The organism is Natronomonas aquatica (assembly GCF_024449025.1).
In the GTDB taxonomy this organism is placed as follows: Archaea; Halobacteriota; Halobacteria; order Halobacteriales; family Haloarculaceae; genus Natronomonas; species Natronomonas aquatica.
Genome location: NZ_JAHLKM010000001.1, coordinates 296397 through 311546 on the forward strand (window position 1 = coordinate 296397; position 15150 = coordinate 311546).

The 15150-nt window shown below is 64.9% G+C and carries 13 protein-coding genes and 1 tRNA gene; 5 read left to right on the forward strand and 9 right to left on the reverse strand.

All coding sequences use genetic code 11. The features are described from left to right. Positions 1 to 25: 25 nt before the first annotated feature. Positions 26 to 1780 carry a nitrite/sulfite reductase gene (locus KM295_RS01625; RefSeq protein ID WP_256028116.1) on the reverse strand — a complete coding sequence of 585 codons (1755 nt, stop codon included), beginning with the start codon at positions 1778 to 1780 and terminating at the stop codon, positions 26 to 28. Positions 1781 to 1866: 86 nt separating this feature from the next. Next, positions 1867 to 2208 (reverse strand): DUF8134 family protein, encoded by a 342-nt coding sequence (locus KM295_RS01630; protein WP_256028117.1) that lies wholly within the window; start codon positions 2206 to 2208, stop codon positions 1867 to 1869. A gap of 306 nt (positions 2209 to 2514) precedes the next feature. Here KM295_RS01630 and KM295_RS01635 point away from each other — a divergent pair, with 306 nt between their 5' ends. The 4 genes from KM295_RS01635 to KM295_RS01650 all read left to right on the forward strand — a co-directional run bounded on the left by KM295_RS01635 (position 2515) and on the right by KM295_RS01650 (position 4336). Continuing rightward, positions 2515 to 2640, forward strand: a complete 126-nt coding sequence (locus tag KM295_RS01635; RefSeq protein ID WP_256028118.1) for a hypothetical protein — start codon at positions 2515 to 2517, stop codon at positions 2638 to 2640. Between the two features lie 54 nt (positions 2641 to 2694). Continuing rightward, a complete protein-coding gene (locus KM295_RS01640; protein ID WP_256028119.1) occupies positions 2695 to 3348 on the forward strand; it encodes a DUF7119 family protein in 654 nt (217 codons plus the stop codon). A 41-nt stretch (positions 3349 to 3389) separates the two neighbouring features. After that, positions 3390 to 3463 (forward strand) — tRNA-Lys (locus tag KM295_RS01645). 294 nt (positions 3464 to 3757) lie between these two features. Continuing rightward, on the forward strand, positions 3758 to 4336 hold the full coding sequence (locus KM295_RS01650; RefSeq protein ID WP_256028120.1) for a DUF7090 family protein: 579 nt from the start codon (positions 3758 to 3760) through the stop codon (positions 4334 to 4336). A gap of 36 nt (positions 4337 to 4372) precedes the next feature. Here the strand turns inward: KM295_RS01650 and KM295_RS01655 are convergent, their stop codons facing one another. Further along, complete coding sequence (locus KM295_RS01655) at positions 4373 to 5242, reverse strand: 2-oxoacid:ferredoxin oxidoreductase subunit beta (protein ID WP_256028121.1); 870 nt, start codon at positions 5240 to 5242, stop codon at positions 4373 to 4375. Then, positions 5239 to 7008, reverse strand: a complete 1770-nt coding sequence (locus tag KM295_RS01660) for a 2-oxoacid:acceptor oxidoreductase subunit alpha (RefSeq protein WP_256028122.1) — start codon at positions 7006 to 7008, stop codon at positions 5239 to 5241. The genes KM295_RS01655 and KM295_RS01660 overlap by 4 nt, the downstream gene beginning before the upstream one ends. Positions 7009 to 7170: 162 nt before the next feature. Here KM295_RS01660 and KM295_RS01665 point away from each other — a divergent pair, with 162 nt between their 5' ends. Next, complete coding sequence (locus tag KM295_RS01665) at positions 7171 to 7818, forward strand: FAD-dependent oxidoreductase (protein WP_256028123.1); 648 nt, start codon at positions 7171 to 7173, stop codon at positions 7816 to 7818. Positions 7819 to 8020: 202 nt separating this feature from the next. Here the strand turns inward: KM295_RS01665 and mce are convergent, their stop codons facing one another. From mce to gatB, 5 genes are all read right to left on the reverse strand, one after another. Then, positions 8021 to 8404, reverse strand: coding sequence for a methylmalonyl-CoA epimerase (mce, locus tag KM295_RS01670; protein WP_256028124.1), 384 nt, complete (start codon positions 8402 to 8404; stop codon positions 8021 to 8023). A 77-nt stretch (positions 8405 to 8481) separates the two neighbouring features. Continuing rightward, complete coding sequence (locus KM295_RS01675; RefSeq protein ID WP_256028125.1) at positions 8482 to 10152, reverse strand: acyl-CoA mutase large subunit family protein; 1671 nt, start codon at positions 10150 to 10152, stop codon at positions 8482 to 8484. Between the two features lie 58 nt (positions 10153 to 10210). After that, the gene (locus KM295_RS01680) at positions 10211 to 10936 is read right to left on the reverse strand and encodes a phosphoglycerol geranylgeranyltransferase (protein WP_256028126.1); all 726 of its coding nucleotides are present in this window, start codon (positions 10934 to 10936) and stop codon (positions 10211 to 10213) included. Between the two features lie 68 nt (positions 10937 to 11004). Then, complete coding sequence (locus tag KM295_RS01685; protein ID WP_256028127.1) at positions 11005 to 13506, reverse strand: DNA topoisomerase I; 2502 nt, start codon at positions 13504 to 13506, stop codon at positions 11005 to 11007. Positions 13507 to 13615: 109 nt separating this feature from the next. After that, positions 13616 to 15100: an Asp-tRNA(Asn)/Glu-tRNA(Gln) amidotransferase subunit GatB gene (gene gatB, locus KM295_RS01690; RefSeq protein WP_256028128.1), complete on the reverse strand. Its 1485-nt coding sequence runs from the start codon at positions 15098 to 15100 to the stop codon at positions 13616 to 13618. Positions 15101 to 15150 lie beyond the last annotated feature (50 nt).

The window sequence follows — 15150 nt, forward strand, 5'->3', positions numbered from 1 at the left end:
CCGGCAGCAGAGCAAAACAGCCCGATCAGTCGTCGGCGGGCGAGGGGGTCGGGGAAGCGTCCATCTCCGTCTCCTCGGCGTAGGGGTACCACGTCATCTTCGTGTTCCCCAGATACGGGTCCTCGTAGGAGGTCTCCTCGGGTTCGGCGAGCCCGTTGAGTTCGTCCTCGTCGTGGCGGTCGATGAACTCCCGGAACGACTCCTTGCCGTCGCTCGCCTCGTCGTAGATCCGAAGCAGGTTCCGGATGTAACCGGGGACCTCGTCGGCGGCGACGCGCATCTCGACCCAGTCGGCGAACTGCGGGTTCTCCCCGAGGCCGCCGCCGAGCCCGATGTCGAACGCCTCGACGGGCTCGCCGTCCTTGCGGGTCTTCATCCCGCGCAGGGAGATGTCGGCGATCTGTGGCTGGGCACAGGAGGCCGTACAGCCCGACAGATGGATGTGGAAATCGTCGATCCCGTCGGGCAACTCGACGTTGTCCTTCAGCCAGCGGGCGTACCGGACCATCCGGTTTTTCGTCTCGACGATCGAAAGCGAGCAAAACTCGGTGCCGGTACAGGCGATCGAACCGCGAAGGAACGGGTGGGGGTCCGGGGAGTAGTACTCGAGTACGTCCTCCGAGAGGAAATCGTCGAGGTCCTCCTCCGCGATGTCGGCGACGATGACGTTCTGACGCTGGGTGAGTCCGATCATCTCCGAGCCGTAGGCCTCGGCGAGGTCGGCGAGTTCGATGACGTCTTCGGCGCCCATCCGACCGACGAGCACAGACAGCCCGACGAAATAGTTCCCGTCGGTCTGTTCGTGGACGCCGACGTAGTCGCCGATCTCGTCGTTGCGTCCGGCGTTGTAGGTGTACTCCTCGCGGAGCCCATCGCCGGCCGACCGGAGTTCGAACTCGACGTAGTCCTCCTGTAGGACGCGGCGGAGCTTCTCGGGGCCCCACTCGTCGACGAGGAACTTGATACGGGCGTTAAAGCGATCCTCGCGGTCGCCGTGATCGCGGAACAGCGCGGAGACCCCGCCGGCGACTTCGGGGACCTCCTCGGGCGTGACGAAGACGTCGATATCGCGGGCAAAGCGCGGTTCCTTCCGGGAGAGGCCGCCGCCGACGGTGACGTTGAAGCCCTTCCGTTCCTCGCCGTCGATCTCCTTGCTCGCGGGCTCGAAGCCCAGATCGTTGATCTCCGCCTGTCCGGAGCCGCGGGTATCGCCGGTGACGGCTACTTTCCACTTCCGGGGGAGGTTCGCGTAGTCGTCGTTACCCTTGAACGTCTCGTGGAGCTCCTGGATGACCGGCCACGCGTCGAGGTGTTCTTTCGCGTCCCGGCCGGCGACGGGCGAACCGACGATGTTCCGCCACGAGTCGCCACACGCCTGGATCGTCGAGAGATCGTTCGCTTCGAGCTTCTCGAAGATCTCGGGGACGTCCTGCAGCTGGATCCAGTGTAGCTGGATCGACTGTCTGGTCGTCCAATCGCAGTAAGCGCCGCCGAACTCCGGGTTCTCGACCGGACCCCGGGCGTACTCGTCGGCGATCTCGCCGACGACCCGGAGCTGTTCGGGCGTCAACCGCCCGTTCGGCGTCCCGATCCGCATCATGAAGTACGACTCCTGGCCCTTCCGCTGGTGGTACAGCCCCCACCACTTGAACCGCTCGAACCACGCGTCGCGTTCGTCCTCGGGGATGGCGTTCCAGCCCTCCTCGGCGAACCGATAGAGATGCTCGCGGACGTCGGTCCCGTAGACCTCGTCTTTCCAGCCTTCGACCTTGCTCGGCATGTCCCAATACAGTGCTCCGAACCATATACGCCCGCCCGTGGCGTCAATCCTCCCCGCGGCTCGCGCTTACCGGACACTGTTGCTGGTTACTCGTCCGGCAAAGCGAGACGCCGGCGACGGACGGGGACGTGGACGCTCCCGGGGTCGACCCCGAAGAACCGTCCCGCCTCGGGGTCGACCACGCGGCCGAGCGTCAGCCAATCGGTGACGCCGCTCTCGCCACACTCGATACACTGGCCGGCGATCCGTCCCTCGATGTTCGGGTAGTCGACGCCGATATCGACGAACCCCTCCGCGAGGAAATCCGCCATCTCACACGAGCAAAAGTCGTGGCGGGCGAGCCACCAGAGGTCGGAAACGTTGATCTGACGGGTGTCGTTGACGCTCAGCCACGCCCCGTCGTCGAGTTGGTGTACCGAGGTCGGCATACCGGAGGATACACGCCCGGTACCGGTAAGGCCGTTGCCACCGACATCGATTACCGAGTGTCGGGCAGTCCGGCGACGGAACGTTTCGGGAAAACCGGATGACAGCGCCGGGATCGGAGATTCAGGCCCGTCAAAGGTAGAGGCAACAGGATCCGGGATCCGGGAGTCCGGGTAGCGTTTACGGGTGCAGCGTGTATTAAGAACGTCTGTATCGTACAAAGCAGTGATGACAGACCGACCGCGGGAGACGACACGGCAACACACCTCCGCCGACGTCGCCCCCGAGCTGTACGAGGAGGATTCACGATGACGGGGCGACTTGACGAGACTGACGAGGACTCGGTCGATAAAAGCCACCTCGAGGACATCGAGGACGGCTGTGGCTGTGCGGAAATCTGGGAACACCTCTCCGACGAGCGTGACGAGGGGTAGGTCGTTTTCACCGGGGCGGGATGTTTTTGAGGCTCGTCGTCGTACGCGGTTCCAATGAGCGACCAGCCGGGGCGCGAGCCGCCGACCGACCGGAAGTCACCGGTCGGGGAGCCGGTCATCCGCCGCGATCCGCGGATCGCCGGCGAGGGGGCCGTGCGGTTCGATCCGGACGACCCCGAGAGCCTCGCGGAGGCGGCCGACACCGTCGGCCGGTTCGCCGAAAACACCGCCGGCGGCGAGGACAACGTCTACATGCTCCGGGGCGCGGCGGCCTGTGCCGCCCTCGTCCGGGGGACCGGCTCCTACAAGGTCGCGGCCGAACGCGCCGACGGCGACGCGACGGTCTCGTTTATCCGGAAGTGGGCCCGCGTCCACGATCTGCCGCGGTCGATCCGCAGACACGTCGCGCTGGGCGAGATCGCGCCGACCGCGGCAAAGCACATCGCCCGCGTCTCCGGAGAGTCACGCTTTCTGCTTGCGTGGGCGGCGCTCGATCACGATCTGACGGTCCGGGAGATCCGGTCGATTGCCTCCCTGGTCAACGAGGGAAGAAGCGTCGAGGCGGCGCTGGCCGCCGAAGGGATCGACCTCGGGCGCCTGTCGGTGTCGTTGCCGCCGGCGACGTACCGAGAGTTGCGCCGCCGTGCCGCCCTCGAGGGGACCGATCCCGGCGAGATCATCGACCGCGCGCTCGGCGAGTACCTCTAACCGAAAGAGTTTATCGCGGGCCACGGCAATAACTGTACTGTGGGCCGATAGCTCAGTCCGGCAGAGCGTCTGGCTTTTAACCAGACGGTCGGGGGTTCAACTCCCTCTCGGCCCGTATCTGTCCTGAACACCTAACGAACGGTGCCGAGCGACAGCGAGGCCCGCTCGGGTTCCCGTGAGGGACGGAACGGCTCGGGGGATTGAACCCTGCAGGTCGCAGCGATCGAGCGAAGCGAGATCGACCACCCTGCTCCGGTTCAACTCCCTCTCGGCCCGTGCAGGGAGACGGTGAGCGGAGCGACCCGTCGATCGAACCCGTGAGTGTAACGAACGGCGACCGGCGGAACCCCGGGTGAGGAACCGCCCCGGTAAACAATAATTTAAGTCGGCTCCGCTCCCGTGGTTTCCCATGGACTACGACCTCGCTATCGAGAACGCACCGGAGACGATCCCGGGCGGAACCGGAATTCTCCTCATCCACCCCAGCACGGGGGAGACCGACCGCATCGATACCGACTTTCTGAAGACCGACACCGATCGGATCCTCGTCATCTCGACGCGGACGACCGCCCGCGAGGTCCAACAGAAACTGGAGTACTACGACGTCGACGAGACCAAAGCCGACATCCTCGATACGCTGTCGGTCGAGCGAGGCTACTCGCGGCGCTCCTCGGAACACGTCCACTACGTCTCCGCGCCCGACGATCTCGAGGGGATCACGGAGACGACGCGGGAGTTCCTCTCCGAACACGACGGCAAACGGCGGATCAGCCTCGATTCGGTGACCGAACTGGCGTATTACGCCGACGAGGAACGGGCGCTGGAGACGGTTGGGAAGCTGCTGGAGCTGCTCGAAGAATACGACGCCGTCGGGCTCTTTCACCTCTCGGAGGAGGTCCACGACGAGGCCGACGTCGAGGCGTTCAAGGAGCTCTTCGCCGGGATCGTCTATCTCGATCCGGACGGGAACGTCGAGACGGAGTTCTGATCGGGACGGAAAGAACAGCGGAAACCCCGGGGGAGATCAGTAGAACTCGCGGACGAGATCCATCGCGTCCTCGGGCGCACCCTCGGGGATCTCCGTCATGGGCGCCTCGACGCCCTCGCGTTTCTCGTAGCCGACGGAGGATTCGTTCTGATAGATGACACCCTGATACTCCTTGTTGCGATCGAGGATGAGTTCCTTGGCCGCGTCGTAGTCGGTGCGGTCGTGCTCGAAGTCCTCGTCGCCGACGTCGACGATCGTATCGCGGAAGTAATCGTAGGTGTCGACGTCGTTGAACGTCACACACGGCGAGTAGACGTTCACGAAGCCGAAGCCGTCGTGCTCGATGGCCTCCTGGACGATCTCGGCGTGTCGCTGTGAGTCCGAGGAGAACGACTGAGCGATGAACGTACCGCCGGACGCGAGCGCCAGCGCGAGGGGGTTGATCGGCTGCTGGTTGGTGCCGTCCGGCGAGGTCGAGGTCTCGAAGTCCTCACGGGAGGTCGGGGAGAACTGCCCCTTCGTCAGCCCGTAGATCCGGTTGTCCATGACGATATACGTCATGTCGACGTTCCGACGGACCGCGTGGACGAAGTGGCCGGCCCCGATCGAGTAGCCGTCGCCGTCGCCGCCGGCGACCATCACTTCGAGTTCGGGGTTGGCTATCTTCACGCCCGTCCCGACCGGCAGCGCGCGGCCGTGGACGCCGTGTAACGCGTAGCTGTGCATGTACGTGCCGATCTTGCCGGAACAGCCGATCCCGGCGACGACGAACGTGTTGTCGGGGTCGTTGCCGGTGTTTGCAAGCGCCTTCATCATGCCGTTCATCGTCCCGAAGTCGCCGCAACCGGGACACCACGTCGGCTGTTTGTCGGATTTGAAGTCGATAAATCGGGTGTCTGAACTCATTGTCGGGCCTCCATCTCCGCCGGTTCGCCGAGCGCCGCGTTGACCTCCTCGGCGAGTTCGTCCGCCTTGAACCGGACGCCGTTGTACTTGTTGATGCGTTTCACGCGGGTCAAAGCGTCGTGTTCGACGAGATCGGCGAACTGCCCCGTCGCGTTACACTCGACGACGATGGTCTCCTCGGCCGCCTCGATCTCCTCCGTGAGATCCGGCCGGGGGAAGATGTACGGAACCGAGATGAACCGGACGTCGATATCCTTCTCCGCCAGAATGGTCATCGCCTCCCGCATCGCACCCTCGTTGGAGCCCCACGAGACGACGAGCGTGTCGGCCTCGGCGTCGCCGAACTCCCGGTAGTCCCAGTCTTCCTGCTCTCGTGCGGTCTCGACTTTCCGTTCGCGTTTGTCCACCTGTTCGACCCGCATCTCCGTGTCCTCCGTTCGTCGGCCCAACTCGTCGTGTTCGAGGCCGGTCGACATGTGGGCACCGCCCTCCGTGCCGGGGAGCGACCGGGGGCTGACCCCGTCGTCGGTGACGGCGTGGGGCTTGAACTGCCCCTTCTCGTTTTGCCACTCATCGATGTCGGACTCGTCGACGACCTTTCCGCGGTCGATCTCGACCGAATCCATGTCGAACTCTTCGGGGGAGAACGTCTGTTCGGTGACCGCCAGGGCGAGATCTCCGGTGAGATACACCGGGATCTGGTACTTCTCGGCGAGGTTGAACGCCTCGATCGTCCTGTGGAAACACTCGGCGATGGTCGTCGGCGCCAGAACGAACCGGGGGATCTCGCCGTGACCGCCGTAGAGCATCCCTTCGAGGTCGCCCTGCTCCTGTTTGGTCGGCATTCCGGTCGAGGGCCCCGAGCGCATGACGTTACAGATCACCAGTGGCGTCTCGGAGGTGGCGACGAGGCCGAACGTCTCCGTCATCAGGTCGATCCCCGGACCCGAGGTAGCCGTCATCGATCTCGCGCCCGCCCGGGCGGCGCCCAGCGCCATGTTGATCGCCGAGAGTTCGTCCTCGGCCTGGACGACGATCCCACCGTAGTTTTCGATCCGCCCTTTCAGATACTCCATTACGTCCGTTGCGGGCGTGATGGGGTAGCCGGCGTAGAACCGACAGCCGGCGACCAGGGCGCCCATCCCGATCGCCTCGTCGCCGTTCAGGAGGACGTAGTCGTTGTCCGTCGTCTCCAGTTCGTAGGACGTCGTGAGATCGTACTCTTCCTCGACGTGCTCGGCACCGAGTCGGGCCGCCGTCTTGTTGTTCTCGACGATCGCTTCGCCTTTGTCCCCGAACCGCTTTTCGAGCGACTCGTCGAGGTACTCGATTTTGAACCCGGACACGGAACACGCCGCCCCGAGCGCAACGATGTTCCGCATGATCGCTCCGCCGGCGTCCTCGGCCAGCCGTTTCAGCGGAACGTCGAGGCCAGTCATCTCACCGGGGGCTTCGAAGTCGGACATCATCGATCGCTCGCCGTCGTAGATGATGATGGAGTCCTCGTGGAGTTCATCGAGGTTCTCATCGACGGTCCGCTGGGTGAGCGCGATCAGGATATCGAGTCTATCGACGACGCTCTCGACGCGGTCGACCGACGTCCGTACCTTGTAGGCGGTGTACCCGCCACGGATCCGCGACGCGAAGTCCTTCGAGGTAAAGACGTGACGCCCCGCACGGGAGAGCGCCTGGGCGAAGATCTTCCCGGTTGAGTCGATCCCGTCGCCGGCTTCCCCGCCGACGGCCCAGTTTAGGTCCTCTGGCATGCTACATCGGGATTCTACACGACGGACGTTAAGCCTTCTGAATACGACTATTGTGGTTCGCTATCCACCGAATACGCGCCGAACGGGGGACTCCGATCGGGCGAGCGATGGACAGCCACCGCCTTCGAAAGCGCCTTGCCGCCGGAGCGGCCCATATCACGTATGGATCCTTTCGAGACGACCGTAGCCGGAGTCCGCGAACTCGGGACGGACGCGGTCGCGATCGACGTCACGACGCCGGCGGCGTTCAGCGCGCGTCCGGGACAGTTCGTCAAGCTCTCGACGACGATCGGCGGCGAGACGGTCGGCCGTTTTTATACTATCTCCTCGCCCGATACGGACGATACGTTCGAACTCACCGTCAGTTACGATCCCGAGGAGGGGGGAGACTTCAGCGAATATCTGCTCTCGCTCGAGACCGGCGATCCGATCACGGTCACCGGCCCGTTCGGCGACAACTACTACGAGGACGAATCGCGGGTCGTCGTGCTCGCCGGCGGTCCCGGGATTGGCCCCGCCGTCGCGATCGCCGAACGCGCGCTTGCCGACGGAGGGAACGCGGCGATCGTCTATCGCGACGACGAGCCCGTCCACGAGGACCGACTCGCGGCGCTCTCGGTCGCGGGGGCAGAGGTACTCGTCCTTACCGAATCGACGGCGCTTACTGACGCCGTGGGTGACGTCCTCACCGGTACGGCCGACGAGCAGGTGTTCGTGTACGGTTTCGCCGGCTTCCTCGAGGACGCCGAAGACGCACTCGAGGACGCAGGCGCCCCCATGGATGGATCAAAAGCCGAGAATTTCGGCTGAAGGCCGGACAGACGGTCCCCCGCCGGATCGCCCCGAACACTGCCGTCCGGCGGCATTTGGTTTATATAGGATGCCGGGACCAGCGGCCGTATGACCTGAGCGTTCGCCGCGATCCGCCGGGGCGGGAGTGTGGCATACGGATCGCGATCGGAAGCGTGCCGCCTGTTCGCCAGCTACACCGACAGTCGGGCGACCGCGCCTGTCAGTGTTCGACGAACTCGATCAGTACGCCGCCGGTGGATCCCGGATGCAGGAAGGCGACCTGATGGCCCCAGGCCCCCTGCCGTGGCTCCGAATCGATGAGTTCGACGCCGACCGCTTCGGCGGTCTCGAGCGCCCGGTTTATATCGTCCGTCTCGACGGCGACATGGTGGACCCCGTCGCCGTTCTCCTCGAGATAGCGTGCGACCGTTCCCTCACCCGTCGGCTCTAAGAGCTCGAAATAGCCGTTTTCGAGTTCGAGAAAGATGATCTTGAGTCCCTCGAACCGCTCCTCGTGGGCGATCGAACAGCCGAGCAGATCCTCATAGAGGAACGCGAGCCCCTCGGCGTCCTCGGTCGCGACGCCGACGTGATCGAAGCGCATATCGGCGGTTCGGGAGCCGCCATTAAAAACGCGCGGGAAAGGTGACGACAGAGAGAATCGAGACCAGTCCGGCTCTTTCAGCCGTTGTATTCGCCGAAAACGTCGCGCAGCGCGTTGCAGACCTCGCCGGTCGTCGCGTAGATCTTTACCGCGTCGACGATGTAGGGCATGACGTTTTGGTCGCTTTCGGCAGCGTCCTTCAGTGCCGCGAGAGCGGCGTCGACAGCCTCGCTATCTCTGTCTTCCCGGATCTCCTCGACCCGTTCGCGCTGCCGGCGCTGCTCCTCTTCGCTGACCTCCTCGATGTCCTCTTTGGGGTCTTCGTCGACCTCGTACTCGTTGACGCCGACGATGACTCGCTCACCGGTTTCGATCTCCCGCTGGCGCTCGAAGGCGACGTCCTGGATCTGCCGTTGGGCCCACTGGTCTTCGACCGCCTGCCGCATCCCGCCGCGTTCGTCGACCTCCTCGAGGAGTTCGAACGCCTCGCGTTCGAGCTCGTCGGTGAGGTGCTCGACGTAGTACGATCCCGCGAGCGGATCGATCGTATCGGCCGCGCCGGATTCGTGGGCGAGGATCTGCTGGGTTCGAAGCGCCGTCCGGACGGACTGTTCGGTCGGCAACGAGAGCGCCTCGTCCTTGCCGTTGGTGTGGAGGCTCTGGGTGCCGCCAAGTACCGCCGCCAGCGCCTGATAGGCCACCCTGACGACGTTGTTCTCGACCTGCTGGGCGGTCAGCGTCGAGCCGGCCGTCTGGGTGTGGAACTTCAGCTGTTTCGACGCGGGCTTTTCGGCGTCGAACCGGTCCTCCATGATCCGGTACCACATCCGACGGGCCGCCCGGAACTTCGCGACCTCCTCGAGGATGTTGTTGTGGGCGTTGAAAAAGAAGGACAGCTGCGGCGCGAACTCGTCGACGTCGAGGCCGGCGTCGATCGCGGCTTCGACGTACTCGATGCCGTCGCCGAGCGTGAAGGCCAGCTCCTGTGCGGCCGTCGAGCCCGCCTCCCGAATGTGGTAACCCGAGATAGAGATCGTGTTGAAGCTCGGGACCTCCTCGGCACAGAACTCGAAGATATCGGTGATGATCCGCATCGACGGCTCCGGCGGGAAGATGTAGGTGTTCCGCGCCATGTACTCTTTGAGGATGTCGTTTTGGATGGTGCCGCGCAACTCCTCGCGATCGACGCCCTGTTTGTCGCCGACGGCGATGTACATCGCCAGAAGAACCGACGCGGGCGCGTTGATAGTCATCGATGTCGACACTTCGTCCAGTGGGATCCCCTCGAAGACGGTCTCCATATCGTCCAGCGAGTCGATCGCGACGCCGCTTTTGCCGACCTCCCCCTCCGCCATCGGCGAATCCGAGTCGTACCCCATCTGGGTCGGGAGATCGAACGCCATCGAGAGACCGGTCTGGCCCTCGTCCAGCAGGTAGTTGAACCGCTCGTTCGTTTCGCTGGCCGTCCCCATCCCGGCGTACTGCCGCATCGTCCACATCCGGCCGCGGTACATCGTCGAGTAGACGCCGCGGGTGTACGGCGCCTCGCCCGGGTATCCGAGCTCCTCCCCGTAGTCGAGATCGGACACGTCGTCGGGGGTATATAACGGGTCGATTTCCTGTCCCCCGGTGTCGGTCGTGAACGCCTCTTTCCGCTCCCCAAAGCGATCGACGGTCGGACCGTAGGTCTCCTCGTCCCAGCGGTCGTATCCCTCCCGGATCGATTCGAGATCGTCGGGATCGAACATTACTGGTAGATTCGGACGCGTCGGCTTAAGGGTTGGCGAGACGGCCGAGGTCAGTCCGTCAGACCCCGTCGGCGCGCTCCGATTTCGCGTCTTTCGCCCCTTCGACCGTCTCCCTGACGGCGTCGACCCCCTCGTCGTGGACCAGATCGCCCACGATGACGGTATCGGCGTGCCGGCCCATCTCGTAGGCAGCGTCGTAATCCCCGATACCGCCGCCGTAGAAGACGCGGGCCTCCTCGGCGGCGTCGGCCGCGGCCCGGACGATCTCGGTGTCGCCGAAGATTCCCGAATACTCGATGTAGACGATCCGCTGTCCGAACATTCGTTCCGCGATCTCCGCGTAGGCGGCGACCTCGTCGGCGTCGATATCACAGTCGGCCTCGGTGTACCTCGCGACCGACGAGTCGGGATTGAGCACGATATACGCCTCGGTGAACGTCGAGCCCCAGTCGATGTCGTCGTCGAGGCGGGCCCACTCCTTGTGAGCGCCGGTCATCCAGAACACGTCGCCGGCGTTGAGTACTACCGGAACCAGATAGCCGTCGAGCCCCTCGCGGTGGACGACCGCGCCGACGTTGGAGGGCTCGATGTAGACCGGGATATCGTACGCCGTCGTTGCCTCGACGACGCGAGCCATCTTCTCTTCGGTCATGCCGGTCGTCCCGCCGATCTCGAGCGCATCGGTTCCGGTCGCACAGACGTCCTGGAACGTCTCGCCCTCCACGAGCGTCTTGTCGGGATCGATCTTCACGATGTGGTCCCACTCTGCCCAGGGCGCGGTCATACACCGTCTGTGTCCGTGAGCGGCTAAAACCGCTTCGACATCCCCCGACTCGTCCGACTCGCTTCCGGTCAGTCGGCGGCCGCGCTCGCGTTCGCCGCAGCCTGCCACTCGCGAAGCCGATCACCGGAGACGCCCTGGACGTCGTCGGCGACGGCGTCGGCGTCGGCGGCCCGGAGATCCTCGATCGACTCGATCCCGGCGGCGGCGAGTTTCTCGGCAGTCTTGGCGCCGACCCCGTCGAGGTCCTCGATTTCGGAGGCCGCCTGTCGCTCCCTGTAGTCGGCGTAGTTGCAGATCGGACAGCCGAGGTCCCATGGGTCGTCGTCAGCCCCGTCGGTGACGAGGAGATGGGGGAGGTCGTGCTCCTCACAGCGTCCCTCGGTCACTTCGATGTCGCCGCGTCGCGGCAACGGCAGGGAGTATTCGCACTCGGGATACCGGGTACAACCCACGAGCCGCGAGCCGTTCCGGAGCCGTTTGATCGCTAGTTCGCCGCCGTGTTCCGTTCCACACTCGGGGCAGACACCGATGACCTCGTCGTCGGTATCGTCGGCCTCCTCGGACTTACACTGCGGACAGCCGTGAACGAACGTGCTCCGGCCGGCAAGCATCTTCACGTGCCTGAGATCGTGTTCGGAACAGGTCTCCTCGAGGACGGTCGGTTCGCCCTGGTTCGGCAACGGCAGCGTGTACCGACACTCGGGGAAGCCGTCACAGCCGACGAAGTACGAGCCCTGCCGGGATCGGCGGACGAGCAGGCTCTCGCCGCACTCGGGACACGACCCCAGCGTCCGGTCTGCCTTCATCGACTCCCGGAGGTGTTCGCCGACGGCCTCCCGGGAGTCGTGGAGTTCCTCGAAGATCGCCTCGAGCATCTCACGGGACTCGTCGGTCACCTCCTCGAGGTCCTTCTCGCCGTCGACGATCGCCTGCATGTCGGCCTCCAGTTGGGCCGTCATCCCCTCGTCGACGATCCGGTCGGCGAACTTCTCGGCGGCCTCGACGACGGCGACGGCCAGCTTCGTCGGTCGCGGCGGATCGCTCTCGATGTATCCCCGGTCGTAGAGCTTCTGGAGGGTGTTGTGTCTGGTCGATTTCGTCCCGATACCGAGGTCGGCCATCTCCTCGATGAGCCGGGACTGTCCCCGGCGTCGGGGCGGCTGGGTCTGTTTGGCCTCGATGCGGGCGTCCTCGACGTCGAGCAGTTCGCCCTCCTCGACGGCGGGGACGTGGTTCTCCGCGGTCGAGCGGTACGGGTACACCTCGTGGTAGCCAGGATCGACGAGCCGCTTGCCGTTGGATTTCAACAGACAGCCGTTGGCGTCGGCGACGACCTTCAGGTGCTCCCACTCGGCGGCGTCGGCGACCGTCGCAAAGAAGTGTCTGACGACGAGCTCGTAGACCTCCCACTCGTCGTCGGAGAGACCGTCCCGGTCTGGGATCTCGCCAGTCGGGTGGATCGGCGGGTGGTCGGTGGTCTCCTCGTCACCCTCAGTCGGCTCGATATCCTCGGCCGCCAGAAGCGACTCGGCGTCCTCCGAAAAGAGGTAGTGGCCGGTGAACTCCGAGAGCAGCGCCTCGGGGTCGAGATCGTCCGGGTAGACGGTGTTGTCCGTCCGCGGGTAGGTGATGTAGCCGGCGGTGTAGAGTTCCTCGGCGACGCTCATCGCCTTCTGGGCGGAGAGGCCGACCGAACTCGCGGCACTGATATACCGGGTCGTATCGAACGGAGCCGGCGGCTCGTCGGTCCGGGTCCGCCGGCGGACGGACTCGACGATCGCCTCGCGGGCACCCTGTAGCCGTTCGAACGCCTCGGTCGCGTCGGCCTCGTTCCAGACGCGTTCTTTCTCTTTGCCGTCCTCGCGTCTGAAGTACTGGGCCTCGAAGGCGGTGTCGGCCTGCAGCAGGTCCGCGAACAGCTCCCAGTAGTCGTCGGGTTCGAAGGCCTGGATCTCCCGCTCGCGGTCGACGATGAGCTTTAGCGTCGGCGACTGGACCCGTCCGACTGAGATGAAATCCTCCCCGAGTTGGCCGGCCGAAAGCGAAAGAAAGCGAGTGAGCGCGGCCCCCCACAGCAGATCGATGATCTGTCGGGCCTCACCGGCCGCCGCGAGATCGAAGTCCAGATCGTCGGGGTTTCCGAACGCCTCGCGGACCTCGTTTTCGGTGATCGAGGAGAAACGAACCCGTTCGATCGGGATATCGGTCTCCTCGCGGATCAGTTCGTAGGCTTCCTTGCCGATGAGTTCGCCCTCCCGGTCGTAGTCGGTCGCGATCGTCGCCCGGTCGGCGCGTCCGGACAGTTCCTTGAGCGTCCGGACGATGTTCTCCTGGGTCGGCGTCTTGACGATGTCCGCCTCGACGAGTTCGGCGGGCTGGACGTCGCGCCAGTCGGCGTACTCCGGCGGGAAGTCGACGCCGACGACGTGCCCCGAGAGCCCGACACAGCGTTTCTCGCCCCAGCGGTAGACGTTGACGCCGTTGCGCCGCCCCGTGGACGCGGTGTCGTCCGAGAGGATCTCGGCGATCCGGCGCGCTGCGTTGTCTTTTTCGGTAACGATGAGTTCCACGTTGGCTCCGGGTACGCCGACTCCGTTTTTCAACCTTTCGTCGAAACGCTTTCGAACCGAAGGAGAACGCCTGCGAGCGTGTACGCGCGCGATCAGCCCTCGGGCGATGTCAGCCGTCCAGCCGCTCGCGCAACAGTTCGTTGACCGTTCCGGGGTCCGCGCTGCCCTGTGTCTTCCCCATGACCTGTCCGACGAGGAAGTTCAGCGCGCCGTCCTCGCCGGCGTGGTAGTCCTCGACTGCACCGGCGTTCTCCTCGATCGCCTCCGCGACGGCGGTTTCGACGACGTCAGCGTCGGTCTTGCCGAGGCCCTCCCGTTCGACGATCCCGTCCGGGTCGAGCCCGTCGTCGAGCATCCGCCGGAGGACGATCTCCTCGGCGTTCTTGACGGTGATCTCCTCGGCGTCGACTAGCTCGACGAGCCGGGTGAACTCCTCGAGGCGGTCCTCGACGTCCGTGATCGACATGTCCCGGTAGTTGAGCTCCCCGAGGAGGTTGTCGGCGACCCACGTCGCGGCGGTATCGGGGTCGAAAGAGCCCGCGATCCGTTCGTAGAAGTCCGCGACCTGCTTCGTCGAGGTGAGTTTTTCGGCGGATTCCCGATCGAGACCGAACTCCTCGCGGAACCGCTCCCGTCGGGCGTCCGGCAGTTCGGGGATCTCGATTTCGTCTTTCCAGTCGGAGACCCGAAGCGGCGGGAGATCCGCCTCACGGAAGTACCGGTAGTCCTTCTCGGCCTCCTTCGAGCGCATCGAGACGGTGATCCCGCGGGACTCGTCCCAGTGGCGGGTCTCCTGTTCGACCTCCCGGCCGCGCTGGATCGCGTTCTTCTGTCGTGTCTCCTCGTAGGCCAGCGCTTTCTCGGCACCCTTGTGACTGGAGATGTTCTTCACTTCGGTCCGGTTGGCCGATTCGAGCGTTTCCCCGTCGATATCGCCGTCCCCGGCGCTACGCTCGACGATCGAGAGGTTCGCGTCGACCCGCAGGCTGCCGTTCCGGGTGACGTCGAAGACGCCGAGGTACTCGAGCACCTCGGTGAGCTTCGTGAGGAAGGCCCGCGCCTCCGCGGCGCTCCGGAAGTCGGGCTCGGTAACGATCTCCATGAGCGGTGTTCCAGCGCGGTTGTAGTCGACGAGCGTGTACTCGGCGGTGTCGATCGAGCCGCCGGCGTGCGAGAGACTGCCCGGATCCTCCTCGAGGTGGGCGCGTTCGATCCCGACGGTCCGGCGCTCGCCGTCGACGCTGAATTCGAGTTCGCCGCCGTCACAGATCGGGGCGTCGTACTGGGTGATCTGGAAGTTCTTGGGTAGATCCGGGTAGTAGTAGTTCTTCCGGTGAAACCGGGTCTCCTCGGGGATCTCCGAATCGAGGGCCTTCCCGACCTTGACGGCGGCCTCGACGGCGCCCTCGTTGAGCACCGGCAGGGCGCCGGGGAGGCCGAGACAGACGGGACAGGTCCGGGTGTTCGGCGCCTCGTCGTCGGCCGTGTCGGTCGAACAGCCACAGAAGATCTTCGTCGCCGTCTCGAGTTGGACGTGAACCTCGAGGCCGATGACGGCCGTGAGATCGCGCTGCTCGGCGGTCTGTGCGGTCATTACGCTCCTGTTTTCGCGCGGAGGCTTTAGCCTAACGACAGCCGTCGGCG